The sequence below is a fragment of the Salinibius halmophilus genome (assembly GCF_003577475.1).
GTDB lineage: Bacteria > Pseudomonadota > Gammaproteobacteria > Pseudomonadales > Natronospirillaceae > Salinibius > Salinibius halmophilus.
This window is the reverse complement of record NZ_QPEP01000008.1, coordinates 80,128-105,616: the sequence shown is the minus strand read 5'-3', so window position 1 is coordinate 105,616 and position 25,489 is coordinate 80,128. Positions and strand designations below refer to the sequence as shown.

General features: G+C 49.2%; 26 protein-coding genes. 7 read left to right on the top strand and 19 right to left on the bottom strand.

Annotation, left to right across the window (positions count from 1 at the left end; genetic code table 11):
• Positions 1-124: 124 nt before the first annotated feature.
• The 6 genes from DUW71_RS10525 to DUW71_RS10500 form a co-directional block, all read right to left on the bottom strand.
• Positions 125-1,252 carry an ABC transporter ATP-binding protein gene (locus DUW71_RS10525; protein WP_119395224.1) on the bottom strand — a complete coding sequence of 376 codons (1,128 nt, stop codon included), beginning with the start codon at positions 1,250-1,252 and terminating at the stop codon, positions 125-127.
• Between the two features lie 8 nt (positions 1,253-1,260).
• A complete protein-coding gene (locus DUW71_RS10520; protein WP_119395223.1) occupies positions 1,261-2,883 on the bottom strand; it encodes an alpha-amylase family glycosyl hydrolase in 1,623 nt (540 codons plus the stop codon).
• Positions 2,880-3,710, bottom strand: coding sequence for a carbohydrate ABC transporter permease (locus DUW71_RS10515; RefSeq protein WP_119395222.1), 831 nt, complete (start codon positions 3,708-3,710; stop codon positions 2,880-2,882). Before DUW71_RS10515 ends, DUW71_RS10520 begins: the two co-directional genes overlap by 4 nt.
• A complete protein-coding gene (locus DUW71_RS10510) occupies positions 3,707-4,630 on the bottom strand; it encodes a carbohydrate ABC transporter permease (protein ID WP_119395221.1) in 924 nt (307 codons plus the stop codon). Before DUW71_RS10510 ends, DUW71_RS10515 begins: the two co-directional genes overlap by 4 nt.
• Before the next feature lie 5 nt (positions 4,631-4,635).
• Positions 4,636-5,898 (bottom strand): ABC transporter substrate-binding protein, encoded by a 1,263-nt coding sequence (locus DUW71_RS10505; protein WP_119395220.1) that lies wholly within the window; start codon positions 5,896-5,898, stop codon positions 4,636-4,638.
• Between the two features lie 362 nt (positions 5,899-6,260).
• Positions 6,261-7,949 (bottom strand): DEAD/DEAH box helicase, encoded by a 1,689-nt coding sequence (locus DUW71_RS10500; protein WP_119395219.1) that lies wholly within the window; start codon positions 7,947-7,949, stop codon positions 6,261-6,263.
• 186 nt (positions 7,950-8,135) lie between these two features.
• On the opposite strand from DUW71_RS10500, the gene DUW71_RS10495 reads away from it, so the two are divergent.
• The 5 genes from DUW71_RS10495 to DUW71_RS10475 all read left to right on the top strand — a co-directional run bounded on the left by DUW71_RS10495 (position 8,136) and on the right by DUW71_RS10475 (position 11,177).
• On the top strand, positions 8,136-8,399 hold the full coding sequence (locus DUW71_RS10495) for a DUF6482 family protein (RefSeq protein WP_119395218.1): 264 nt from the start codon (positions 8,136-8,138) through the stop codon (positions 8,397-8,399).
• On the top strand, positions 8,392-8,829 hold the full coding sequence (locus DUW71_RS10490; RefSeq protein WP_119395217.1) for a DUF3429 domain-containing protein: 438 nt from the start codon (positions 8,392-8,394) through the stop codon (positions 8,827-8,829). The genes DUW71_RS10495 and DUW71_RS10490 overlap by 8 nt, the downstream gene beginning before the upstream one ends.
• Complete coding sequence (locus tag DUW71_RS10485; protein WP_119395216.1) at positions 8,799-9,509, top strand: SDR family NAD(P)-dependent oxidoreductase; 711 nt, start codon at positions 8,799-8,801, stop codon at positions 9,507-9,509. Before DUW71_RS10490 ends, DUW71_RS10485 begins: the two co-directional genes overlap by 31 nt.
• A gap of 286 nt (positions 9,510-9,795) precedes the next feature.
• The gene (chrA, locus tag DUW71_RS10480) at positions 9,796-10,905 is read left to right on the top strand and encodes a chromate efflux transporter (RefSeq protein WP_119395215.1); all 1,110 of its coding nucleotides are present in this window, start codon (positions 9,796-9,798) and stop codon (positions 10,903-10,905) included.
• A complete protein-coding gene (locus DUW71_RS10475) occupies positions 10,902-11,177 on the top strand; it encodes a GIY-YIG nuclease family protein (protein ID WP_119395214.1) in 276 nt (91 codons plus the stop codon). Before chrA ends, DUW71_RS10475 begins: the two co-directional genes overlap by 4 nt.
• Here DUW71_RS10475 and DUW71_RS10470 read toward each other — a convergent pair.
• The 5 genes from DUW71_RS10470 to DUW71_RS10450 form a co-directional block, all read right to left on the bottom strand.
• Positions 11,138-11,770 carry a hypothetical protein gene (locus DUW71_RS10470; protein ID WP_119395213.1) on the bottom strand — a complete coding sequence of 211 codons (633 nt, stop codon included), beginning with the start codon at positions 11,768-11,770 and terminating at the stop codon, positions 11,138-11,140. The genes DUW71_RS10475 and DUW71_RS10470 overlap by 40 nt on opposite strands.
• An 82-nt stretch (positions 11,771-11,852) precedes the next feature.
• Entirely contained in the window at positions 11,853-12,836 is a 984-nt protein-coding gene (locus tag DUW71_RS10465; RefSeq protein WP_119395212.1) for a YheT family hydrolase, read from the bottom strand.
• Between the two features lie 15 nt (positions 12,837-12,851).
• Complete coding sequence (locus DUW71_RS10460) at positions 12,852-13,235, bottom strand: DUF4864 domain-containing protein (protein WP_119395211.1); 384 nt, start codon at positions 13,233-13,235, stop codon at positions 12,852-12,854.
• A 76-nt stretch (positions 13,236-13,311) separates the two neighbouring features.
• The gene (locus DUW71_RS10455) at positions 13,312-13,797 is read right to left on the bottom strand and encodes a hypothetical protein (RefSeq protein WP_119395210.1); all 486 of its coding nucleotides are present in this window, start codon (positions 13,795-13,797) and stop codon (positions 13,312-13,314) included.
• Positions 13,794-14,702, bottom strand: a complete 909-nt coding sequence (locus DUW71_RS10450; protein WP_119395209.1) for an RsmB/NOP family class I SAM-dependent RNA methyltransferase — start codon at positions 14,700-14,702, stop codon at positions 13,794-13,796. Before DUW71_RS10450 ends, DUW71_RS10455 begins: the two co-directional genes overlap by 4 nt.
• A gap of 99 nt (positions 14,703-14,801) precedes the next feature.
• Here DUW71_RS10450 and DUW71_RS10445 point away from each other — a divergent pair, with 99 nt between their 5' ends.
• On the top strand, positions 14,802-16,139 hold the full coding sequence (locus DUW71_RS10445; RefSeq protein ID WP_119395208.1) for an HD domain-containing phosphohydrolase: 1,338 nt from the start codon (positions 14,802-14,804) through the stop codon (positions 16,137-16,139).
• Between the two features lie 64 nt (positions 16,140-16,203).
• Here DUW71_RS10445 and DUW71_RS10440 read toward each other — a convergent pair whose 3' ends face one another.
• The 6 genes from DUW71_RS10440 to DUW71_RS10415 all read right to left on the bottom strand — a co-directional run bounded on the left by DUW71_RS10440 (position 16,204) and on the right by DUW71_RS10415 (position 22,590).
• Positions 16,204-17,904: a sensor histidine kinase gene (locus tag DUW71_RS10440; RefSeq protein ID WP_119395207.1), complete on the bottom strand. Its 1,701-nt coding sequence runs from the start codon at positions 17,902-17,904 to the stop codon at positions 16,204-16,206.
• Positions 17,904-18,629, bottom strand: coding sequence for a sensor histidine kinase (locus DUW71_RS10435; RefSeq protein WP_158583982.1), 726 nt, complete (start codon positions 18,627-18,629; stop codon positions 17,904-17,906). Before DUW71_RS10435 ends, DUW71_RS10440 begins: the two co-directional genes overlap by 1 nt.
• A 106-nt stretch (positions 18,630-18,735) precedes the next feature.
• Complete coding sequence (locus DUW71_RS10430; RefSeq protein WP_119395205.1) at positions 18,736-19,956, bottom strand: ABC transporter permease; 1,221 nt, start codon at positions 19,954-19,956, stop codon at positions 18,736-18,738.
• Positions 19,956-20,651 carry an ABC transporter ATP-binding protein gene (locus DUW71_RS10425; RefSeq protein ID WP_233546098.1) on the bottom strand — a complete coding sequence of 232 codons (696 nt, stop codon included), beginning with the start codon at positions 20,649-20,651 and terminating at the stop codon, positions 19,956-19,958. Before DUW71_RS10425 ends, DUW71_RS10430 begins: the two co-directional genes overlap by 1 nt.
• 5 nt (positions 20,652-20,656) lie before the next feature.
• Positions 20,657-21,817: an efflux RND transporter periplasmic adaptor subunit gene (locus DUW71_RS10420; protein ID WP_119395203.1), complete on the bottom strand. Its 1,161-nt coding sequence runs from the start codon at positions 21,815-21,817 to the stop codon at positions 20,657-20,659.
• 11 nt (positions 21,818-21,828) lie between these two features.
• A complete protein-coding gene (locus DUW71_RS10415; protein WP_119395202.1) occupies positions 21,829-22,590 on the bottom strand; it encodes a YIP1 family protein in 762 nt (253 codons plus the stop codon).
• Between the two features lie 180 nt (positions 22,591-22,770).
• Between DUW71_RS10415 and DUW71_RS10410 the strand changes: the two genes are divergently transcribed.
• Positions 22,771-23,478 (top strand): lysophospholipid acyltransferase family protein, encoded by a 708-nt coding sequence (locus DUW71_RS10410; RefSeq protein ID WP_119395201.1) that lies wholly within the window; start codon positions 22,771-22,773, stop codon positions 23,476-23,478.
• 59 nt (positions 23,479-23,537) lie between these two features.
• Here DUW71_RS10410 and DUW71_RS10405 read toward each other — a convergent pair whose 3' ends face one another.
• Positions 23,538-24,209: a DNA alkylation repair protein gene (locus DUW71_RS10405; protein ID WP_119395200.1), complete on the bottom strand. Its 672-nt coding sequence runs from the start codon at positions 24,207-24,209 to the stop codon at positions 23,538-23,540.
• A gap of 148 nt (positions 24,210-24,357) precedes the next feature.
• On the bottom strand, positions 24,358-25,296 hold the full coding sequence (locus DUW71_RS10400; protein ID WP_119395199.1) for a LysR family transcriptional regulator: 939 nt from the start codon (positions 25,294-25,296) through the stop codon (positions 24,358-24,360).
• Between the last annotated feature and the right edge of the window lie 193 nt (positions 25,297-25,489).

Genomic DNA, 25,489 nt, shown 5'->3' with positions numbered 1-25,489 from the left:
ACCCTTATTGCTTGCTTAAGTTTATGGCATTGAGCGGACAGCGCGCTTTGTGCCTATAAAAAAGCCCAGCCGATATCGGCTGGGCAACGACTCCCAGTCGTGTTGCATAAAACTTGTAGTAGTACTAACTAATAATAGAACTTTGCTCCGCTTCGCTTGACCGTGGTAAAGCGTTGCCGTCGCTATCAAACAAGTGGGCGCGATGGCCAGGTATTTGAACCTTCACCATAGACCCCATTTTATAGCCAGTTTGCCCTTCGCAGCGCAGCACGACCGGCATTGGCTCTTGTGGGTTGGCTAGATAAAGCAGCGACTCATTGCCGAGTTGCTCAACAACATGCACTTCCGATGGCTGGTCGCCATTGAATAAGTCAGCTTCGCCAAACACCAGGTGCTCTGGTCGAATACCAACTTGCACCGCATCACCCGTCGTTAACCGTGAACCATCTACCGCTATGGCAACTTCTTGGCCTTGGTCTAGCTTGACCTTAGTCCAGGTACCACCTGGCTCAACCACGGTTGCCTGTAGCAAGTTCATTTTCGGCGAGCCGATAAAGCCTGCTACAAAGGTATTAGCCGGTTGGTTGTAAAGCGTTAACGGGCTGCCAACCTGCTCGATGCGTCCATCACGCAGCACAACAATTTTTTCTGCTAACGTCATGGCCTCCACTTGGTCGTGGGTAACATAAACCATGGTCGCTTTCAGGCGGGCATGCAGGCGCGCGATTTCCATACGCATTTGCACCCGCAACGCAGCATCTAGGTTCGATAATGGCTCATCAAATAAGAATACTTTTGGTTCGCGAACAATCGCCCGACCTATTGCCACGCGCTGACGCTGACCGCCAGATAACTGCTTTGGTGTGCGGTCTAACAACGCCTCTAGCTGAAGCGTTTTAGCTACCGCTTGCACCCGCTCATCAACGGTACCTGCATCATGTTTGGCAAGCTTTAAGCCAAACGCCATGTTTTCGTACACCGTCATATGCGGGTATAAGGCATAACTTTGGAACACCATGCCAACCCCACGCTGGGGTGGTGTGGCATCATTTTTCTTTTCGCCATCAATGAGCAAATCACCACTACTGATGTCTTCAAGCCCAGCAATTAAGCGTAACAGCGTTGATTTACCACAACCTGATGGCCCAACAAATACAACAAACTCGCCATCTTCTATCACTAGGTCAACATCATGAATAATATGCACTCGGCCAAAGACTTTATTGATCGATTGCAACTCTACCTTCGCCATAATTCCCCCTAGCGCTCGCCATAGAAGGCTGAATAGGGTGCCAGCGTTAGCACCTCGCCTTGTTGCTGATTGCCTGCATCCAAACCATGCCCGGTGACTGCATTAATCGACTGCGGCAGGCTAACGGTTTGTTGCTCACCGGTCAGGTTAATTGCGACTAACAACTGCTGACTATCGGCCCGTCGCCAAAACAGCAATACATCCGACTGATCAATAAACTCAATGTCACCGGTTATTAAGGCAGGTTGCTGCTTACGCCAGGCTAAAAAGCGGCGATATTGGTGCAGCATGCTTTGTTCATCAACTTCCTGTTCAGCCACGGCTAGTGGCAAGTGCTTGCTATCAACCGGCAACCAAGGCTGCTCGCTGCTAAAGCCACCATGCTCTGTATTGCGCCATGGTATAGGTGTTCTACAGCCATCCCGACCCTTAAACTCAGGCCAGAATTCAATGCCATATGGGTCTTGCAAGGCTTCAAAGGGGACATCCGCTTCTGGCAACCCCAGCTCTTCCCCCTGGTATAAACAAACGGAGCCACGCAAGCTCGTCAACATGGCTAACAAAATCTTGCCGTAAGCAAGCGGTGGGTGTTCGCCTTTACCCCAACGTGTTACGTGGCGTACCACGTCATGGTTGGATAGCGCCCAACATGGCCACCCATCCCCAACACTGGCTTCCAGGCTTTGAATCACATCGCGCACGTAACTTGGTTGATTAAACACGTTCAATAAATCAAAGGTGTAAGCCATATGCAGCTTGTCACCACCACTGGTGTATTGCGCCATAATTTTGAGCGGTTCGTCGTCGCCAATTTCACCAACAGTGCCAATATCACCGTATTGATCGAGCAGGCCGCGCAACTCTTTTAAAAAGCCAAGGTTTTCTGGTTGCGACAGATCGTACAAATGCTTCTGCATCGAGTACGGGTTCACCTCTGGCGCGCCCTTCGTTTTTTCACCTTCGCCAACAGGCGGATTGTTTTCCAACCCCTGGCTGTGAAAGTAGAAGTTCACCGTGTCTAAACGGAAACCATCCACCCCTAGGTCTAACCAAAACTTCACTTCCTCTAATAAGGCTTGGCGCACCTCTGGGTTGTGGAAGTTCAAATCAGGCTGGCTGACCAAGAAGTTATGCATATAGTACTGCCGACGACGGCTATCAAACTGCCAAGCAGCCCCCCCAAAGATCGATAGCCAGTTATTAGGTGGCGTGCCGTCGGGTTTAGGATCAGCCCACACGTACCAATCTGCTTTTGGGTTGTCTTTGCTCGACCGTGATTCAGTAAACCAATCGTGCTCATCTGATGTATGGCTCAGCACCTGATCAATCATCACTTTCAAACCAAGATCATGTGCTTGGCGCACAAGATTTTTGAAGTCGGCTACGGTGCCAAACATTGGATCCACATCGCGGTAGTCCGACACGTCGTAGCCGAAGTCTTTCATTGGCGACTTAAAAAATGGCGATAACCAGATGCCATCTACGCCAAGGCTCGCAATGTACGGCAGCTTCTGCTGAATACCAGCTAGGTCACCAATGCCATCATTGTTGGCATCGTAATAAGAGCGTGGATAAATTTGGTAAATGACAGCACCACGCCACCATTCTTTTGTTGTTGTAGATGTACTCATCCTTTCACCGCTCCTGCAGTTAAACCAGATACAATTCGACGCTGGAAGATCAACACCAAACCAACAAGTGGCACGGTTACAATGACCGACGCAGCCATAATGACGCCCCATGGCAATTCGTACTGACCAGCACCAGAAATTAATGCGATGGCAACAGGTACCGTGCGCATTTCATTAGTAAGTGTGAAGGTCAAAGCGAATAGAAACTCATTCCACGCTGCAATAAATGCGAGCAGGCCAGTGGTAACCAGTGCAGGCCACAGCAATGGCATAAACACCTTAAATAAGATGACCGATGGCGATGCTCCATCTACAATCGCGGCTTCTTCTAGCTCAATAGGCATCTGTGTCATAAAGGTAGTAAGTACCCACACAGTAAACGGAAGAGTGAAGATCATATAGCTAAACGCAAGCGCAGGCAGAGAGTTATAGATCCCCATAAAGCGAATCAATTCAAACAAGCCTGACAAAACTGCCACTTGGGGAAACATCGACACGCCAAGGACTGCCAACAGCAGAATGCCTCGCCCACGGAACTTGATACGCCCTAGCGCGAACGATGCGGTTAAGCCAATAAACAAAGACAACGCCACCACACCAATCGAGACGACGGCTGAGTTCAATAAGTTGCGTCCAAATGGCTGTCCATCGAACACCTGTGCGTAGTTATCGAAGTTGATACGCGACGGCCAATAGTCAACGGTGAACAGCTCAGAGCCAGACTCCATCGATGTGACGATCGCGTAGTAGAAAGGAAACACGGCATAGAGAACGATCATCGCAATGCCAATATAAAATAGGGTCCATTGCCACCATTTTAACTTCATGCCAAACCTCCTCGGCTGCGACGCGAAATATATAGGTAAAGAATGGTGCAAAGCGCCACAACAAAGAACAACAGGGTAGAAGCCGCTGAGCCATAACCAACATCTTGGAAATCGACCAAATTTTGCCGCGCATAAACAGACATCGACATGGTGTCTTCGCTGGCCGGCGTTAACACGTAAATTAGGTCGAAAATACGTAACGCATCTAAGGCTCGGAAAACGACTGCCACCAATAGAGCAGGGGTGATCAAAGGCAAGGTCACCTTAAAGAACACCTTCACCGGATGAATGCCATCAATCTTTGCGGCTTCGTAACAGTCACTTGGTAACATCTGCAGTGCAGCAAGCACCAGCAGAGCCATAAACGGAGTGGTCTTCCACACATCAACCATAATGATGGATGTCATCATTAAGTCCGGGTCGGCTGTCCAAGCTAGTGGCTCGCTAATCAAATGCAGCGTCATCAATAGATCGTTGACCATGCCAAACTGGTCGTGCAGCATCCAGCCCCACAACTTGGCCGATACCACTGTTGGAATTGCCCAAGGAATCAGCACCGCAGCGCGCACAATACTGCGCCCTGGGAACTTCATATTGAGCGCAAGTGCCACCAAAATGCCCAGCACAGTTTCTAATCCAACCGAGACAACGGTGAAATAAAGTGTGTTGTAAACCGACTGCCACCAGAGCGGGTCGGCTAACACACCATAGAACTCGCCGTCATAAATCTCTAGGTAGTTGGCGAATCCAATGAATTCAGTGACTGAATTACCACTGAGCGTGGCATTCGTCAGCGACAGCCAGAAGGTGCGCAACAGTGGCCAACCGGCCACTGCTACAATCGTCACCAACATTGGCGTTAGGAATAACCAGGCGACCCTTACGCGCCGCCGGGTTAGTTGGGACTTTTCAACAGTCATAGTACTTACCAGCGTCCGCCACGAGCTAAACGGTTCAAGTCACGCTCAAGTGAGCTCATTGCATCATCAGCGTCTTCACGACCAGATAGCACTTGGTGTACGGCGTTGTAGAACGCATTCGATACTTGGTTGTACTTCTCGCCAGTCACAGTTGAAGGGCGAGGCGTACCATTGGCAAAGGTGTCGTATAGCGAACCAAAGAACGGTACCGCAGCGAGAACCTCTTCATCTTCGTAAAGTGCTTCGATGGTTGGGTTGTAAGAACCCTTAATAGCGCGACGTTTTTGCTCTTCGTATGATGTGAGGTACATCACGAGGTCGGCAGCAATTTCCGCATTATCTGAGTACTTAGATACCGCTAGCTGCCAGCCACCAAGTGCCCCAGCGTTTGAACCGTTTTCGCCGCCTTTAGGCAGAGCGACAACACCAATGTTGCCTTTTACTGGGCTGTCGTCACTGTTACCTAGTGCCCAAGCATATGGCCAGTTACGCATAAATACCGCATTACCCGACTGGAACACACCACGTGCGTCTTCTTCGGCATAGTTGAGTACACCCTGCGGTGAAATAGTACCTACCCAGCTTGCAGCGGTTTCAATGGCTTTTACGGCATTCGGGTTATTAATCGAGATGGTGCCGTCTGGTTCAACAATGGTGCCACCGTTGTAGCTCGCTACCCATTCAATCGCATCACAGGTTAGACCCTCGTATGCTTTACCTTGCCAAACAAAGCCCCACATTCTGCTGTTGCCGGCTTCGCGCTCGGCATCTTGAATCATACGAGCTGTTTCGGTTAGCTCTTCCCAAGTTTCTGGTACGTCTTTACCGTACTTTTCTAGAAGATCCGTGCGGTAGTACAGGACCCCAGCATCAGTAAACCAAGGCATTGCCAAAAGCGAACCATCCTTTGAGTTGTTCTCAACAATGGCGTCAAAATGCGCGTCTTCGGCACCGTCAGTATATTGGCTTAGGTCGATAAAGTGGCTGCCTAGAATACCTGGCCACACCACGTCAATCTGGAATACATCAATGTCATCAGCACCGCTGGCTAGCAACTGCTGGTAAAGGGCTAATCGCTCTGTTGAGCTATTAGGCGTGGAAACAATGTTTACTGTGTGACCAGTCTTTTCTTCCCATGCGGCGACACCTTCTTGGCAAAGCTCAAGCTCTGCACCAACCGCACCGCAAGAAATTGAGATCTCGGCAGCTTGTGCGCCACCAGCGATGGTTAATGAACTGATTGCACTGGCTAGTATTAACTTTTTCATTTTCTCACTACCTCAAGTTAGCGATTAACCAACCGGTTCTCATTTAAACCGGTTTAAAAAAGGGTTAAACACAAAGATAGTCAAAGAAAAAAAAACTGCTAAAAAAATTGGTATATGTTTTTGTAACCACAATTTTTACATTACGTTACAAAATTTCGAGACCGACCTATCATAACTAACCTTTTGAGTAGGTCTTAGGCGGTAAAAAAACTTGCGGCATTCACGCTAGCGGGGTATCGTCGAGGGTACCAATCAGCTTAACCCAGTGTTAAGTTTGATAGAGCCGAATAAGAAGAATACGTAAGAAAAGCGAAAGCGACCTAAGCAGTTAGGTCGCTTTTTTTTGTTTTGAAATCAGCGTTTTAGCCTTTGCGGGGGCCTTTGTCGCGAGAGATTTTAAGCTGTTTACCACACACGCGCACTTTGGCTAGGTGTGACTCAATCTGTTTTGGCATTTCATCTGGCAAGTCGACTAGTGTAAAACCGTTGCGAATGCGGATATTGCCAATATTATTGCTCGACAAGCCTGCTTCGTTGGCAATAGCACCCACTAGATTACCTGGCTTGATGCCATCTTGGGCACCTACTTCAACACGGTAAGTTACTAAGGCAACATCTGGTTCGCGGCGACCTTTGCCCTTGCCGCCTCGCTCACCACGTTCACGTCGAGGGCGATCACCTCGATCACCTCGATCAGGGCGGTCACTAGCGGTGATATCAGGACGCTCTTGTGGCCGCAGAGGGTTTTGATCGGTCAGTTTCTTCAACAGCAGTGCAGCAACTTCTTCAATTGGTATCTCTAACTGCTCAGAAAACGTTTCAACAAGAGACAAAGACTCCGATAGATCGCCATCGGCTTGCACTTCAGCAAGTTGTTCCACCAACTCGCTGGTACGACGTTCAACAACATCGTCCACCGACGGCAGCTTGAATGCTTCAATCTTTTGACCAACAGTATGCTCGATAGAGCGCAATAAGCGGCGCTCTCGTGGTGTGCACAACATAATGGCCTGGCCGGTACGGCCGGCGCGGCCGGTACGACCGATGCGGTGCACGTAGGCTTCGCTGTCGTGTGGAATGTCAACGTTCACGACTAGGGTAATACGAGGCACGTCTAGGCCACGTGCGGCAACATCAGTCGCTACAATCACATCAATATCGCCCGACTTAAGGGATTCAATTGTGCGCTCACGTTCGCGTTGTGCCATATCACCGTGCAGCGAAGCGACGGCAATGCCGTGACCACGAAGATGCGATGCCATGCTCTCACAGCGATCGCGCGTACGCACAAAACAGATCGCCGCATCAAACTCCACACGGTCCATTACATGGTCAAGCGCTTCGTCTTTGTGGCGGCCTTGAACCATCCAATAGCTTTGTTTAACTGAATCAACGGTTACTTTTTTACCGGTAATCTGAACGGTAACCGGGTCACGCTGATAGTTGTTAATGATGGCGCGAATTTCCGGTGGCATAGTCGCTGAGAACAAAGCCGTTTGGCGCTCACTTGGCGTATGCTGAAGAATCCACTCAACATCTTCTTGGAAGCCCATCTTCAACATTTCGTCTGCTTCATCGAGCACCAGCGTTTGCAGCGAATCTAGTTTAAGATGCCCTTTGCGCAAGTAATCCATAATACGACCAGGCGTACCCACAACAATTTGCGTGCCACGCTCTAGGGCACGTAGTTGAGGTCGATAAGCAGCCCCGCCATAAACTGCCAATACCGACATACCTTTCACGCCACGTGCATATCGTTCGCATGCTTCAGCGACCTGTTGAGCGAGTTCTCGCGTAGGGGTAAGCACCAAGGCTTGTACCTTGCGCTTATTTGCATCGATGCGGCTCAATGTCGGCAAGGCAAACGCTGCCGTTTTACCGGTACCAGTCTGCGCCTGACCAACAACATCGTCGCCTGCAAGTAAGTGGGGAATTGCTTGCGCTTGAATTGGCGAAGGCGTCTCGTAACCAAGTTCTTGAATCGCTTTGAGTAGTGATTCAGGTAAACCTAGGTCGGCGAACTTTATCGTTGGCTGGGCGTCAGTTGTCATCTTGTGGTCTCGGATAGATGTATGGCAGTCCGCGAATGCGGGGGCGCGTATTGTACGCATGTATTGACGGTAATTATAGTGCCTGAGTAGATATCTTGGCAGAAACTGGCGATTATTTCTTGAACAAGTGTAAAAACCAATCCACGGCTTAGCTCGTACACAAGGTACCATTTTGGAGACAGTACGATGCAAATTTGGGTTGAAAGTTGCGAGGGTGGCATTTACCTGGCCAAAACCGGTGAAAAAACAAATAAAGATTGGTTAAGGGATGAGCGCGGTTTACCAAAAAAATTTCGCTCACTAGAAGCAGTGCGCCAGCACTTCCTTGGTACAAACATTACGGCAGCTTGGCTAGTTCAGCAAAGTCCATACAACGAGATGATTGGCCTTGAAGAGAAACGCATTGAACCGGCATGCATCCCCTTGCATTGGAGTGGAAGTGATGTCTGAGCGTATAACTGAGTTTGTTCGTTGGTACGGTTACGGAGGGTTGATTCCATTTGTTGGCTTAACAGCTTTGACCGCAGCCTCTGTTACTCTGCCATTTTCTTTGCAGCCGGTTGACTTGTTCCTTTACTGGAGCGCCATCATTTTATCTTTTATGGCGGCCATAATATGGGGGTTGGCACTATTCGTTTCCGGCATTAAAGAAAAACCAGCGCTCACCGTTGCCGTGGCACTCACCATCTTAGGCTGGGTGGCTTTATTACTGCCCACAACTGTCAGCTTACTATTGCTTATCGCCGCGTTTGCAGGGCTTTGGCGCTTTGAGCAGACCCATGCATTCAAGCAAGTTTATTCTTGTGAGTATCGTCGTTTACGCAGTCAATTAACCGCAGTGGTCATTTTATGTCATCTAATCATATTGGTTATCGCCTAGTTTACGGAGCAGGTTCAACGATTGGCTCAGCGATCGCTAAGCGCTGGCAGCACGAACCACTATTATTAACGGCAAGAGATCCACAGCCGTTGGCTGAGCAGTTTCCTAATGCTGAGGTACTAGCGTTCAACCCGCTAGCCGACGACCCGAGCGTGCTAACAAATTTCCTTAACCAGTATCAAGTTAGCCAAGCCATTAGCTGTGTTGGTGGTTTGCATGGCGACGGCTTAGTGGTAGAGAAATCATTACAACAACTCTCAACGCACGCGGCACTTCATAGCATGCAACTGAACGCGCTCAGCTTCGCTACCCTCGCGCAAGCGCTAGCGAAACAACTCAAGCGCCAGCAACCACTGACCCTAGCCGTATTGTCGGCCAAGATTGGTTCAATAACCGACAACCAACTAGGCGGCTGGTATAGCTATCGTATGAGCAAGGCGGCGCTTAATATGCTAGTAAAAGACATCGCCATTGAGTGGCGCCGTAAAGGCGAACACAAAGTCCTCGCTATTCATCCTGGCACTACCAAGTCGCCGTTGACAGAGCCCTTTGCCGGCAACATCGACCCGAACAAGTACTGGACAGCAGAGGTCAGTGCTGAGCGCATCGAAACCGTAATGAACACCGCTACCGAAAGTGGTTTGTTATATAACTGGGACGGCACACCACTTCCTTTTTAATCATCCACGCTCGCCTTGCAATACGGGTTTCATAAAATTGTCATAGCATGCATCCTGCACGATCTATATCTCTTTAATAACAGTTTCGTGTTGGCGCAATGCTGCTCACTTAGGCAAGTATTTGTTGGTTTGGATTGTTTGCTTTAAGGCCGTCACCCGCAGGGAGCCGGTGTCGAGGCTACAGGGACGTTCTTGCGCCGTGCCGAAAAAGCAAATGATTCAAACCGACATTGCCTAAGTGAACAGCATTCTGGTGTTGGCGGTGTTCTATTGACGGAGTGGCATAATGTTTGAAGTTTTCTGGCGCTTTTTTTTGCTCGGTTGGGTGGCCTTTGGTGGGCCCGCCGCGCATATTGGCTATTTTCAACGTCAGTTCGTAGAGCAGCGCAAGTGGCTCGATCAAGCCACATTTAACGAACTGCTGGCCGTATCACAAGCATTGCCAGGGCCTGGCAGCTCGCAGCTAGGCATGGCCATTGGTTATCAAAAAGCTGGTATTGCAGGGTTTTTCGCTGCCTTTGTTGGATTTACCTTGCCCGTGGCACTCATACTGTCTTTGGTGTATTTCGGCTTTAACGCACTCGACCAGTTAACCATAGTGATTCAAGGCCTAAAGCTACTAGCCGTTGCCGTAGTCGCCGATGCCATTGTCAAAATGGCCAAACCCCAGTTAAACCAACGCATTCCGCGCACCTTACTTATTGCCGCATTGCTATTAACCCTAGTAATGAGCGGGTTTTACCCGCAGTACTTGGTAATAGCCCTAGGTGCCATAGCCGGTGCAATCTGGCTAGCGCCAGCAAAAAGCCAAAAACAGTCGGGCAGGTTGATGATGTGGCCAATCGTGCTTGCATTTGCCTTACTCGCAGCCAGTTTTATTTGGCCAGAAGCCTTGTTTAGTGGCTTTTATCAAGTAGGCGCCTTGGTATTTGGTGGTGGCCATGTCATGTTGCCGATGCTGCAATACACGCCGGTGATGAGCAGTTTGACCAATGAACAGTTTATCGCTGGCTATGGGGTTATACAGGCCTTGCCAGGACCAATGTTTGGCATTGCCATGTTGTACGCTAGTCAAATTGGTGGCTGGGCAGCGGGTTGGCTAGCCTTGCTTGCTATCTTTCTACCTGGCGCTCTGCTGATGCTTGCTTGGATGCCCGCACGGCTAAAGCTCCAGCAATGGCGCCGAGCCCAGGGTGCTATTGCGGGCATTAATGCGGCGGTTGTTGGCTTGTTAGCGGCAGTGTTTTATCAGTCGTTATGGTTGCCTATCGCGGCGGATGTCTGGCAAGTCGCGGCCGCTGTGATACTCTTTAGCGCGATTGCTTGGTGGCAACGGCCGATATGGCAAGTGGTGCCACTATCCTTATTACTTGCTAGTGGATTAGCGTTCTTTTGAGTTGGTTTGTTTATATTGTGCAGTGCAGTGATCGCAGCTTATATACAGGGGTGACCACTGATGTTGAGCGGCGTATTCACGAACATAACCACACGACTAAAGCGGCGAAATACACCCGTATTCGCCGCCCTGTCACACTGCTATACCAGCAGTCTTATGAGAATCGTCAGCAAGCTTGCCAAAGAGAATGGCAAATTAAACAGTTGAGCCGTGGCGAAAAACTGGCTTTGATTCAATCTGGCGACGCAGCTTGCCAAGCCGACCAGGCATGACGATAAAGCATGGGCGCACTCAAATAGGGTAGGTCTTTGGGCGTTGGTAGCCCTTCAATAGCAATTAACCCATCCAACACACTAGGCGCTGTGGCGAGCTTAATATCAAAGTAGCGACCCGTTTCATTTTGCCAATCAGCACAGCCATTTAATAACCAATATTGTCCCGCTCTAGCAGGCAACCGTGGTTGATTAGGCAAGCCAAACTCACCATCGGCTAACACAATGCGCAACGTCAGCAGCTTTTGCTGCTGGTAAATCTGCTGCCATTGCTCATTATCCAGCCCCCATTGTTTTGGGCTGACACCATAGTGGCGAGCTCCGTCAACCAAGGCTAAATGATGGAAGTACAACTGCTGGCCAAACCATCGCTGCAGCCATAGGCTAACAGGGCGATCCAATAGAAACTCAAACAATTTGCGGCGATGAGCTTGATGGCGAAAAAGCTGGCTGTCGGTTAAGCACACTGAACTAAGCAACGCGTCGTTAGCCAATAGTTGCACAGCTTCTTGCGTTAACACAGACATCGCCCGATCACTCACTGCAATACTGAGCAATTGGCGTTGTTGGCTCTTTAATTCAGCAATCGACAAGGTTTTCCCCTATTCACCCAAACACTTCGCAGACTACCATGCTTACTTTAAGTTTATCAGTGTTTGGGGCAATGCCAGTAACTTAAGCGGCTTTTGCTCGGGGGCAGCGTTGGCAATGCGCCAAAGAAAAGCTGATCGCCTGGCGTTCACTCCACAGCGACTGCTTCCACTTTCGCTGCATAAACCCAACATGGCCGCCGTGCTCTGGTGTTAGCAGCTGCAGATTTGGGTTTTGCTCGAAAGCTTGCCGAGGGAAACAGGCGTCGGTTAAGAAAGGATCGTCTTGGGCATTAATCATTAATACAGGCGTATTAATGTGCTCAAGAAAACCATTGGCGGAGCTTTGCTGCCAGTAGTCCTCGGCGCTAGCAAAACCATGCAATGGGGCAGTGAATCGTTCATCAAACTCAGCAAAGGTGCTGATTTGGTCATAATCAGAGACGTCAACCAAATTCGGGAAGCGTCTTTTTAAGTGCATAACCTTATCTTTGAGGTCTCGTAAAAAGCGCTTCATATAAACCTTATTTTCTGGTTCCGCGAGTTTGTGGGCGCAGCCGGCTAGGTCGGTTGGAACCGATAACACCACGGCCGAACTGATGGCTGAATCAACTTGGCGCTCACCGAGGTATTTCAAAGTTAGGTTACCGCCCATGGAAAAGCCAACCATAGCAATTTCCTCATAGCCGCTTTGCAAAGCGAAGCGCACCACGGCATCTAGGTCTTCGGTGGCACCACTATGATAAAATCTAGGCTGGTAGTTGGGTTCACCGCCACAGCCACGGAAGTTCCAAGCCAGCACATCATAGCCAGCCTCGCTAAATACCCGCGCCATACCAGTAACATAATGACGGCGAGAGTGCCCTTCTAGGCCATGACTAACAATAACGCAGCGTTTGCGACCTAAACTTAGTTGATCCAACCAAAGCCGGTCGCCATCGGGCAGCCATACCATATGGCGCTGATACGGTGGCAACGCTAGCTTGCGCATTAGGGTTGGCGCCACCGTGTTGACATGCGCATTGCGAAAAAAAAGACCCGCATGATAAGGCTCGCTGACTTGCCACATTAACTGACATCCTCATTAAATTGATGGCGGACCAGGGCGTAGCTCAACCGAAATAATGCGCCACTCATCCGACTCTCGCGCCAAAATGTAATATGCCTCGGTCAGGTCAAAGCGCGGAGATAGCAATTCTATCACGACCAAAGCAACACGCTCACTAGCACGAGTCGATTTTACGTCAGTCTCCACCGCTTCCAATATTTCTATGTATTGCTGTTCTACAAGTGTGCGGAAGTTGGCAGCACTACCAAACTTGCGTCTAATTCCATCGCTGGCATAGGTCCATGCTTCTTGCCAGCTTTCGTTTTGCATTGCTTTAATTTGCGCTAGCACAGTTGCTTCCGCGCTGGCTTGAGCCAAGCTAGTGAATGATAGCAGCAGGGCGACCAATAGAATTCGCATAGTGCCTCCAAGGCAAAGGCCTTTAACCAACTATGCAAACTTGTACGTAACGACGAGTTCAGTGGACGCCAATATCTTAAGTTAATGGCATCGCATTGTAGTGGCTATACCGTTTGGGAAAGTAGCTCGTAACAGTGGCATCCTTAAACGTGGCGCAGCCAAAACTCACCCCATGCAAATGCATTAAAATAAACCCTCGCTCCAGCGATTCTGCCCGCTCGTCTGCCAACGAAAACGGTGTTGCCGAACGGGCCAGTTCAGCCTCTTCAGTAGTTAGTGCTAGCACGTTTTTACTGGCATGTTGCAGTAAATAAGCTGACCCTTCGAAGGTGGGTTTAGGCACTGCCTGGCTATGCACGCGCAATAGACTAATGCCAATGCCTTCTATTTCCGTATCATCTTGAAACTCAGGTAGCTGTAAATGGCGATTCGCCATGTAAATTCGACGGGAACCAAAGCGTAACAACCTATGCTCACCAAGCCAATCATCCGCCATGCCAAAGCGCTTTTGCAGCGGCTCGCTGTAGTGCAACGCTTCACTTTCAGTTAACCAGTTAATCATGCCGCCACCTTGGTTAGTTTCGCGATAAAAAAGCCACCCGAGTTGTTATGATGCGGCCAAATTCGCCACGCCTTGGCGATGTCTGGATGCAGACTCTGGCCTTGCCAGTAGGTAAGCCCAGCCTGTGCCTGTGCGCCAGGTAAATCAATGGTTGTCATCTCTAACTTGCCTTCAAGTTGTGTAAGCACTTCGTGTAACACACATTCGTTTTCTTCTGGCGCAAAAGTACAGGTGGAATAAACAATGTTGGCACCCACTTTGGCGCGAGCAAATGCATTCAACAATATTTTTTGCTGCAACTGGGTGAGGTACTTGCGGTTATGGCGCTTGTTCAACACTTTGGCATTACGCCTTAAGTTGCCTTCACAAGAGCAGGGGACATCCGCCATGATGGCATCAAACTGCTGCCAATCGTCGGCGATTTTGCTGGCATCTTGCACAGTAGAAATAACATTGGCAATGCCCATTCTATTCAGCGTGCCGCGCAATGCTTTAATACGGGCCAGCGTTAAGTCGTTGGCGAACACCATGCCAGCGCCAGCCATCATGGTGGCCATTTGCGCAGTTTTACCGCCTGGTGCGGCACACATGTCTAATACGCGCATACCGGATTTGGGCGCCAGAATCGCCGCCGCCATCATCGAAACCCCCTCTTGCACGTGATACCAGCCGGCATGCCAAGGAAATAAACGGCCAACCGGGGCATCGTGCGCAAACTCAAAGCCCCCTTCAATATAGGGAATAGACTGATAATCAAGCTGGTAGCGCTTGAGCCAGCCTTCCAGTTCATCAGCAGAAGTACGCAGTGGATTGGTCCAAATCGTGGCAGGTAGTGGCTGCTCGCAAGCCGCCATAAACAACTGCCAGTCATCCACGATGTCTTGGTAACGGTTAAGTGCGTGCATTAGGCATTGGCCTTTCTTAAAAATGAGCGAAATTATAGCAGATGTGACTCAGTCTCTCGCTAGGCGTCTACACTTAAAAAAAACCTTGAGTGAACGGTTATGACAGAACTAACACCAACCTATCGAGCCGAGCTACTGTTTGTTGATGACGATCCTATGGTATTAGCTGCTTTGCGCCGTGCTATGCGTAAGGAGCCGTACCGTATCCATATCGCCGAGTCGGGTGCGCAAGCTTTAGAGATTTTAGACGAACATGAAATTACCATAGTGGTGTCGGATATGCGCATGCCACAAATGAATGGTGCCGAGCTATTAGCCGAGGTAAGGCGGCGCAAACCTGAAGTTATTAGCCTACTGTTGACTGGGCAGGCTGATTTGAGCGATACCATTAATGCCATTAACAGTGGCGGCATATTCCGCTTTATGTCGAAACCCTGGGATGATTTGCAATTAAAGGCATCGATTCAAGCCGCCTTAGAAATCATCGAAACCAAGCGTGAACGCGACAAACTACTCACCCTAACGCGTCGGCAAAACCAGTTGTTGGCGAAAATGAACAAGGGGTTATCCGAGAAAGTAAATCAAAGCAGTGCCGAACTGGAACAGTCCCTGTTGATGGTAGACGCCTCATATAATGCCATGCGCGACAGTATTCATGGTTTTGTTCGACTGTTCTCCCAAATGGCGGAGTCGCGTGATGGCATGGTGGCGGGCATTGCCGATAATGCGGCAGCTTTAGCTTGTATTCTAGCCAAGCACGCGGGCCTTTCAGCTGAGCAAATGATTCACATTGAACATGCTGTATTGCTACACGAAATTGGCAAAATCATGATGCCAGAGCGAGTAGTCAGTAAACCAGAAGCGGCGCTGAGCAAAATAGAGCTAGAGCTTTACCGCCAGTATCCAAGCAATGGCTACAACATGCTTATGTCGATCGACTATTTGCGCGATGCTGCCAGTATTATTCTGCAACATCGCGAGCATTGGGTCGGTAATGGCTTCCCTAACCGACTAGGCAGTGAAGACATTAAAATTGAGGCCCGCATAGCAGCCATTGCCATTGCCTTTTTTGCTTTCAAAGCTGGTACTAGAACTGGCGCGCCAATGTCGAATGACGAGGCACTTTCGAGCGTTAAAAAACTGGCCGATAAGTACTTTGACCCCGAGTTATGTGAGCAACTTGATGAAGCAATAGAGGCCCTAGAAGAACATCGAGTTGAGCTAGATGCTGGGCGTCGACGCGTGTCTGATTTGGTTGAAGGTAACATTGTTACCCGCAACCTAATCAGTAAAGACGGCTTTATGCTGGTTACAGCGGGCACGCAACTTTCTGAAGGTATGATAGAGCGGCTAAAAGGTATTATTGAAGAACACGAAGAAGATTATATTGTTTACGTAGCGCCAATGCCCGAAGAAGAGGATGACAGCACCGAGTAGTGGACAGCTTGTCATGCGCCATAAAAAACCGCCATCTGGGCGGTTTTTTCGTTTAGCGACTTAATCAGCCAACACTTTTTTGATCGGTTGCCAACCGCCCTGGAATGTTAATGATTATTTCAGTACCAGCGGCTGGCGCACTTTTAATTTCAATGGTGCCCTCCGCCGCATTAACCAGGCTTGCCACAACCGACAAACCTAACCCGGTGCCAGAGCCTTCTTGGCGAGTAGTGAAAAATGGATCGAGGGCTCGCTTAGCGACTTCTTGGCTCATGCCAATACCGTTGTCTGCCACGATTAAACTCACCATGCCACTGCCTTCTTCGGCCAACATCAGGCATATTTCACCGGCATCACCGCGGCTGGCTTCATCAATGGCTCGTTCTGCATTGCTAAGCAACTGAATGAGTATTTGCTCCAGGCGATTTGATTCCAAATTGAACTGCACTTGCGGCACGTCATTGATCACTCGTGTATGGAAATCTCGCTTCTCGAGTGCTTTTAATGCATTGCTTAACGCCTGATCAAAATTTGACCGCCCAGCAACGGATTCCGTATCCGAGAAACCCTGCAGATCACGAGTAATGGCTTGAATTCGACTTAGGCTGCGTTTCACTTCCGATACCAGGATCGGAAAATCTTCGATGATTTCATCGACAGCAAATTCCTGCTCTTTGCTATTAATGGCTAACTTACGCTCAGCTGGCAAGAACTCTGCAGCTTCACGATACTCCTGCAGAATTTCGAGAATATCGGCACTGCTTTCTTGTAGCGATGAAATATTACTGACGACAGCACCCAGTGGCGTGTTGACCTCATGCGCCACGCCTACCACCAAGGTTGCTAGCGCAGCACGTTTTTCCGCATCACTTAGTTTTTGTTGCGTGCGCTCTAGCTCATCGATTTTGCTTTCTAGCTTTTGAGTGCGTTCCTTAACTAAATCTTCCAAACTCTCGTTTAGCTTTTTAATATCTTCTTCGGCTTGCTTGCGAATGATCGCTTGCGCCAGCAACGAAGCAAAAAATCGAATGGTTTCACGCAACGCCGGTGTCATGGGCCGGCGGTTGAGCAAGTTATCGCAGGCTATCCAGCCTATTGCCTTATCGCCATCCCATAACGCTGCCATCGCATTCCAGCCAAGGCCGACTTGTTTGCCAAAATGCAACAAAGGCATGTTCTCCCATACGGCAACCGAGTCTTTACGTGCGAGAGTTTCAGCCACCCATGGGCTATCTGGAATGGGTTCACGATAGTCAAACTCGGAAACGGTTTCGCCTTGCTCATTCGTACCATAAGTACCGGTAAACTCGTTTTTCCCTTCGTCAATTAACAGTAGCCCCATGCGGTCAATGCCTAAGTATTCTCGCGAAGAATCAATGGCATAGCGATAGACCTCTTTGGCCGTTTGGCACTCGGCTAAACCTTTGTTGATTAGGTGCAACTTCGCTAATCGGTCAGATAGCTCTTTAAAGTCCGTTTCTTCAGCCGGGCGCAGAATAAGCAGCGCCATTTGGTCATCACCATGGCGAATCACTTCTGCCATAAAATCCTGGTTTTTTTCGGTTTTCAGCAACTGCAAGCCAGTAATGGACGGGGAGAACTTGGGTAATAACGAGGTAACAGCTTGCCCAACAGCCAAGCAATCAGAAAATTGATCGGCTGCTGCATTATTCATCGCGGTGATGATGCCATCCTCAAGCGCCAAAATAGGGGTTGCTGATTGCTCATACCAAATGCGCGTTAATTGATCGATCACGAAACTCATTATTCACCCCCTAAAGGGAAACGAAGCTCAAATGTTGCACCACCCAGTACCGAGTCACTAATTGCAACCGAGCCGTGATGCTTCGCAAGGATATCGGCAACAATGGCAAGCCCTAGCCCTGTGCCTGTGCCATCTTTTTTGGTGGTAAAAAATGGCTGAAATACTTCATCTTTCTTGTCGGAGGGGATACCCGGCCCGTTATCCGATACCACCACTAATACGGTTTTATCGTCTACCTTGGTGGTAATTTGAAAACGCTTCTCTTGCACGTCCTGCATGGCCTGCACGGAGTTGACAGATAAGTTAACGAACACTTGCACCAACTGTCCAAGCTGGCCGCTCACTAGCGCATTTTCAGTAAACTCGGTGACGACTTGTACATCGTACTTGAAACGGTTCCAAACGAGTTTTAAAGCATATTCGATGGGTACCCGAATATCGAAGGTATCGAGTTCGGCTTGGTCTTTATTGAACACAGAAATGGCGCCAACAATATCGATTAACTGTTCGATACCTCGCTCGGCATCAAAATTAATTTGACGGCATTCTTCTAGCAACTCCGCTCGAGACTCGTCGGACTCAGCCTCGCGAAGTTCTTCCAACAGCTCAGTGAGTACCTTGCTATTACTGCGTAGCACCGATAATGGCGTATTCAACTCATGTGCTACGCCGGACGTTAACAGCCCCAGCGTTTGCAAGTGCTCGTTGCGGTATTGATCTGACACAGCCATACCCTAATTATTGGCATCGTCTAATAAGCATAGTCGATTTTTTTTTAGCCAAAAAAAAGTCGGTGCAAAGCGCACCGACTTTATATGAAACAGGTTAACGCTACTCGTATCTAAGTGCGTCGATTGGGTCTAGGCTAGCCGCTTTCGCTGCTGGCAAAATGCCAAAGATCACGCCAACACCAGTAGAGAACCCAAGTGCCAAGGCGATGGCCCACAATGGGATCACGGCCTGTGCTTCAAACCCAGGAATCAATGGCGCAATGCCCAAACCAATCGCCGAGCCGAGCAGAATACCTATCACCCCACCCACTAAGCACAGCACTACCGCCTCAATCAAAAATTGCAGCAGTATTTGCGCCCGCGTAGCACCGAGTGCCTTGCAGATGCCAATTTCACGGGTACGCTCGGTCACCGACACCAGCATAATATTCATAATGCCAATGCCACCAACCAATAATGAAATGGCAACAACGCCGCCAAACACCGCGGTGAGCACACCGGTAATAGTGTCAATTTGGGCGATGGCTTGGTCACCCGTAAAGGTTTGGAAGTCATCTGGCATATCGCCCGAAATACCGTGCTGAAGTCGCAAAGCTTGTTTGATACGACTTAATACAAAAGGCACGTTGTCGGTTTCAAACACATTCACGAAGATCACCACGGATGGCTCCACCGCGCTCTGCTGAGCGGCTACTTCGAATGGAACATAGGCAACGTTGTCTTGGTCTTGGCCGAATACTGCACCAATCTTTTCTAGCACCCCAACAATTAAGTACCAGTCACCATTAAACTCAACGTATTTACCCACGGCTTCATCTGGCGCTATTTCTAGGTCTTCTAATAACGATTGCCCCACTACCATAACAGGATTGCGGGCCGTACCATCACCGGCTACGGTAGGGCGGCCATAAGCAATGCTCAGGTCATTAATAATGTATTGCTCTGGGTAAACACCTGTAACTGAGGCGCCTGAGCTTTCTTCACCAAAGCGGATGCGATCGCCCCAAACACTAACTTGTGCCGTAGCCTCAGCAAAGCCATCAATGGCATCTAATACGGCCTCATAGTCATCAACTGTGATATTTTGTGGCAACCCGTACGAGGCGGCCGCATCACTTGGAGATGGGAAAACCACTACCTGATTCGCACCAAAACCTTCAAATTCTGACAACACCGAGGCGCGCAGCCCCTGAATTAATGAGATCACGGCAATGGTGCTCATTACACCAATAATGATGCCCAGTGACGTCAGCACCGAGCGCAGCTTATTTGCCCGAATGGCAGAGAAGGCCGAACGAACGCTCTCTAATACCATAAACATTAGATCGCCCCTCCATACTTGCTATCCGACACCACGGCACCATCTTTCAGTGTGATTTGCCGTTGACAGCGAGCTGCGATATCTGGCTCGTGTGTAACAATCACAATGGTTTGGCCACTGGCATGTAGCTGCTCAAACAACTGCATAATTTCTTCAGTCGTTTTTGAATCTAGGTTACCCGTAGGTTCATCTGCAAGTAACAAAGACGGCTGAGTCACCAGCGCTCTAGCGACCGCCACACGCTGGCGCTGGCCACCGGACATAGCATTGGGCTGATTGCCGAGTTTGTCACCAAGACCAACTTTTTCTAGCATCTCTTTGGCCATTTTCTTGCGCTTGCTAAGGCCGACTTTTTGGTAAATAAGCGGCTGCATTACATTATGTAACGCACTGATACGTGGCAACAGGTTAAAGCTTTGAAAGATAAAGCCAATTTGGCGGTTACGGATACCCGCTTGCTGATTCGCCGACAGTTTTGCGACATCGTCACCAGCCAGGGTATAGTCACCGCGTGTTGGGCGGTCCAGACAACCAATGATATTCATTAGTGTCGACTTACCCGAACCACTCGACCCTATGATGGCAACAAACTCGTTTTGGCCAATATCCAAGTCGATAGACTTAAGGGCAGAGAATACCTCTCCGCCCATCGCGTAGTCTTTACCAATGCCACGCAACTCAATAACGTTGCTCACAGGCATTACTCCTCTGTCGCTTGTACCGCAACGGGCTCGCCGTCGGCCAATAACAAGAACTTGCTTACTGGGCCTGTCACCACAGTTTCACCCGCAGTTAGGCCACTTAGCACCTCTTGGTAGTTTAAGTCTGGCTCGCCAAGCTCTACTTCTCGCCGCTCAACTTGGTCGTTCTCCACCACCCAAACAATCGGCTGGCCTTCATCAATTTGAATCGCCATGCTTGGCACCGAGATCACGTCCTCGCGGGTATCACCTTTAATTTCCGCCCGACATGACATACCTGGTTTAATTGGCAAACCCGAGTCATCGTCGATACGAATTTTGACAGTGAACGTTAGACCATTACGACCAGCCGCAGGGCGGGCCGACGTAGCAATATGCTCAACCGTGCCGCGCATTGGTGTATCTGGGTAGGCCACTGCATACACGTCTACTGCTTGGCCAACAGCTACATTACCAATCTTAGCTTCGTTAACCTGCACTTCTGCTTGCACATCGCCAGGGTCGGCAACACTAATAACAGCCGGGCCTGTACTACCCACTGCCATTTCGCCTTCCTTGATATCCAGTGCCGAAACAATACCAGCAATTGGGGCACGAATTTCTGCCCTGTCTAGTTTATCTTGAATGGCTTGCAGTTGAGTTTCCGACTGTTTTAGCTGTTGTTCTGCCGTGCGCAAGTCTAAGCGAGCAAAGGCTAACTGACGCTCAATGCTGTCGACGGTATCGCGACCCACCACATTTCGGCTTACCAATTCACGTTGCCGCGCTAACTGCTCTTCGGTTTGGCTAATGTTTAAACGAGCACGTTCAACAGCAAGACGTTGCAACGACACAGCAACCTCCGCACCTTCGTACTCGGTTTCATAATCTTCGGTGTCTAGCTCAATTAACAGCTGGTCACGCGCAACTAGGTCACCTTCTTCCACGGCCACTCGCTCGGCTTGGGCAGTGATATCTGGGCGCAATCGGCGCACGTCACCATAAATGATCGTGCCACTAGAAAGCGTAAGTGGTGTGATATCGCGCACCGACACCTCCTCAACCGTGACACTGATACCAGCAGCAGCTTCAGCACTGGCATTTTGATTGCGTTGGTACACAAAGAAGACCGCGCCGGCAATCACTGCCAATAGCAGCAGGGTTTTAAATAGTTTGGCCATTTATCAGGTCCTTACAGGGCAAATGGAATGGCAGCAATGCTTGCACTTAAGAGTAGTGGCAAAACGAATGCAACAATAACTGCACTGACGGTGCCGCCGCCATTTAAGTAACGGAACCCTAAAAATGCTAGCACCATAGCCCAGATAGAAAACGGGTTAAGTGTGGCCGCTAACGCACCAGCATAGGTTTCCATAGGCAGTGCTAATAGGTTTGAGAATGTTGTTGGATCGAGTTCGAATTGATTCAGCGGGGCGCCACTCAATTGAATGTTAATCACCTGCAACAATGAGGTGAAAACTACCGGCATCATTGACCAAACAGTCAGATTGTAAGCCATAGAGAACTTAGGCCGGTCTTCTGCGACGACTAAACCCGCTAGCCAGTAATAAAGCGCACTTATGACAAACACAATAGGGAAGATAATAATACCAACCAAGTTCATCCAAACGGCGAAATCGGCTGTCATCTGGATTCCAGCAACCACATCTGAGGTCACTTCCTGCCCCATGGCTTCTAACTGCTCAACCTGCATCTCTACATACTGGCCACTGGTCATCGACAACGGATGTAATATGAGGGGAGCTGCCATAGCGATCATTAAGATTAGGGTTGGCAACCACCAGCCATAACCGCCTTTTACGACTTGCGACATCACCTTGTTCGGGGCGATGAAGACATCTAACAACGACGAAAGTAGCGGATACTTATGTTTGGTTACCACCGTATTGGTAGGTTCAGCTTCTGGTGTCTGATATGGATTTGGCTCGCTCATCTTTGGCTCCTTAATGATTTCGCCGCAAGTAGGGGGGTGCTGGAGAGTAATATACCCACTTTTCAGGTAGTGCAGCTACCTATGTCGTTAAGGCATAACGCCTTTGCCTAAGTCTGTATATTTCCCGTTCAGTTAATACCTTATGCTTATCACAATTGAGATAACTGTAGTAGTAGAGCTATGAATTTTTTACGGACGTTCATTTTTTACGCCTGTTTTTACGGGCCGTTCACCATCAGTTGGTCGATCATTTCATTGTTGATTGCCCTGCCGCTAAAACCGCAGCAACGCTATAGGGTTGTTATTGGCGTCTGGGCGAGCTTTTCTGCTTGGGCAGCACGCTGGGTGCTAGGCATTAACTATCGTATAGAAGGGGTAGAGAACCTGCCAAACGAACCAGTAGTGATTGCCGCTAATCACCAAAGCGCTTGGGAAACCTTCTTCTTACAAAAACTACTGCAACCACAAACGCAAGTGGTGAAGCGCAGCCTGTTAAAGATTCCATTCTTTGGTTGGGCCTTTGCAATGGCGAACCCTATTGCGATCGATCGCACCGATGGCCGTGCCGCATTAAACCAAATCATCGAACAAGGTGGTGAACGCTTAAAACAAGGCTTTCACGTGTTGATCTTCCCTGAGGGTACGCGCAAAGCGCATGGAGAAGCGGGTGACTTTAAACAAGGTGGATTTATGCTGGCTAAAAAAACCAACGCAAAAATTCTACCCGTAGCGCACAATGCTGGTAAGTTCTGGCCGGCCAAGGGTTTTAGCAAACGCCCAGGCACCATTGTAGTGAGAATTTTGCCTGCTGTAGACATTCAAGAAGGCAAACTTGCAGCACACATCAAACAGATTGAAAAACAAGTGTGCGAGGCGATAGAGCCTTAACAGTTGCAAGCATACTTGCCAAATAAAAAGCCGCACTCATCTCAGTGCGGCTTTTTTGATTAGAAGTCCTCGCGATCCCATTTTTTCTCTAGGTACTTAATTGGATCTGGCTGGCGAAACTTACTGTCTGGGTGCTTGATCTTTAAATCAGCAATATCTTCGGCAACCTGCTCAACTTCAGCGCGCCAGGTTGGGTCGATTAAACCAATCGCCATCAGCGCCATCAGCTGCATCTCTTGCACCACACCTTGTTCACCTCGAATAGTGCGATGAATTTCCGCTAGGAACGCCTCAGCATCATCATCCGACATCTGATGCTTTTGCGCCGAGAGCAACACTGCTTGCCAGCCCATACGGCGATGCCATGGGTTCTCATGTTGTCGCCAGTTAGGCAACGGCTCGGCAGACTCCGTAGCCACCACTTTAGATAACATACGTCCGACAGCGTCGCAGATCTGAATATTATCCACTGCATCGGCCCAGGCTTCACGTTGACTAGCAATTGCCTGTAAATCAACAATCATACAAGCCAGCGCGCGCGCATCATGAACTGGCGCCTGCCAGAGCGCTTCCGCCAGTTCGTGATCGCAGTCGATGGTTTTAGCAATTCGCTTTAACTTGCTGTAGGAAACACCAAAGGTTTCAAGCTTAACCCCTTGGCGTTGAAACTGTTCAATATGGTTTTCGTCGCCGTTCGCTTGTAACTGCGCGATCACTTCATCTACGGTCATGAGGACTCCAATTCACACCGATGACAGCGCCAACCTTATGCTGGCGGTATGCCATCTTAATATCGCTAATCTAAGATTAGGTCAATATGTATCAGTGCTGTTTGAGAACTTTATGACGAGTACGAAAAAAGTGCGACAAGTTGTTAATTTAAAAGGATATTTCGTTCGCTGCTTGGATGATTAAACCACGTAACCATTGGTGTCCCGCGTCTTTATGAAGCAACTCACTCCAAATCATTTTTAACTCAATCTGAGGAATCGTAAAGGGAACCTGAACTACTTTTAGCGCCGGATCATCCTTAACTAGCATCGCCGCACGATAGGGAAGTGTCGCGATCATATTGGTAGTACGAGCGAGATGAATGGCCACCTGGTAGTTACGTGTAAATACTTGAATATGGCGCTCATGACCTAGTGCTTGCAACGCGGCATCCACCCAGCCCTGCTGCTGCACCGACTCGCGTTTCATACCAACACCAACACCATAGCCTGTTTTCGACACCCAAACGTGTTGTGCTTGCAAATAGGTGGTTAAATCAAGTGAGCTGATCGGGTTGTTTGCCGACATGACACAAGCAAAATCATCATGCCAGATTTGTCGCTGGTGAAACGAGCCAGGTAGCGCATCAAATCGGTTAATGGCCAAATCAACATTGCCCAACTCAACGTCTGCTACCGACACATCACTTGGGGTCATTACATCAATGGCGATATTAGGTGCGATAGGGGAGATGCGCTCAATGATCGGCGGCATCAATGTTGAAGCTGCATAGTCGCTCGCCATAATGCGAAACACTCGGTCACTGGCAGCCGGTTCAAACTCACCACTGGGGCTGAGAATATGCTCCAACGACTCTACGATTTGCTTAACCTGAGGAGCGAGATCAATCGCTTTTGGAGTTGGCGTCATGCCATTGCGCGTGCGTACGAGCAGAGGATCGTTCAATAATGCCCGCAGCCGTTTTAACGCATTACTCATTGCTGGCTGAGTCATATTCATCCGCTCAGCTGCCCGCGAAACATTCTGCTCATCCAGCAAAACATCTAAGAAAATCAATAAGTTAAGGTCAATATCAGCAAGCTTCACAAGTTCGCACTCCATGTTTCACGTGAAACATTGTAAAGCATTTAACCGTAGGTCCGTAAGTCATTCGCGAAGCGAATGCTTGCGGACAGGGATGTCCGTACATAGCAAGTCGCAGGAGCATGATTGCGGTGCGGACAGGGATGTCCGTACAGAGCAAGTCGCAGGAGCATGATTGCGGTGCGGACAGGGATGG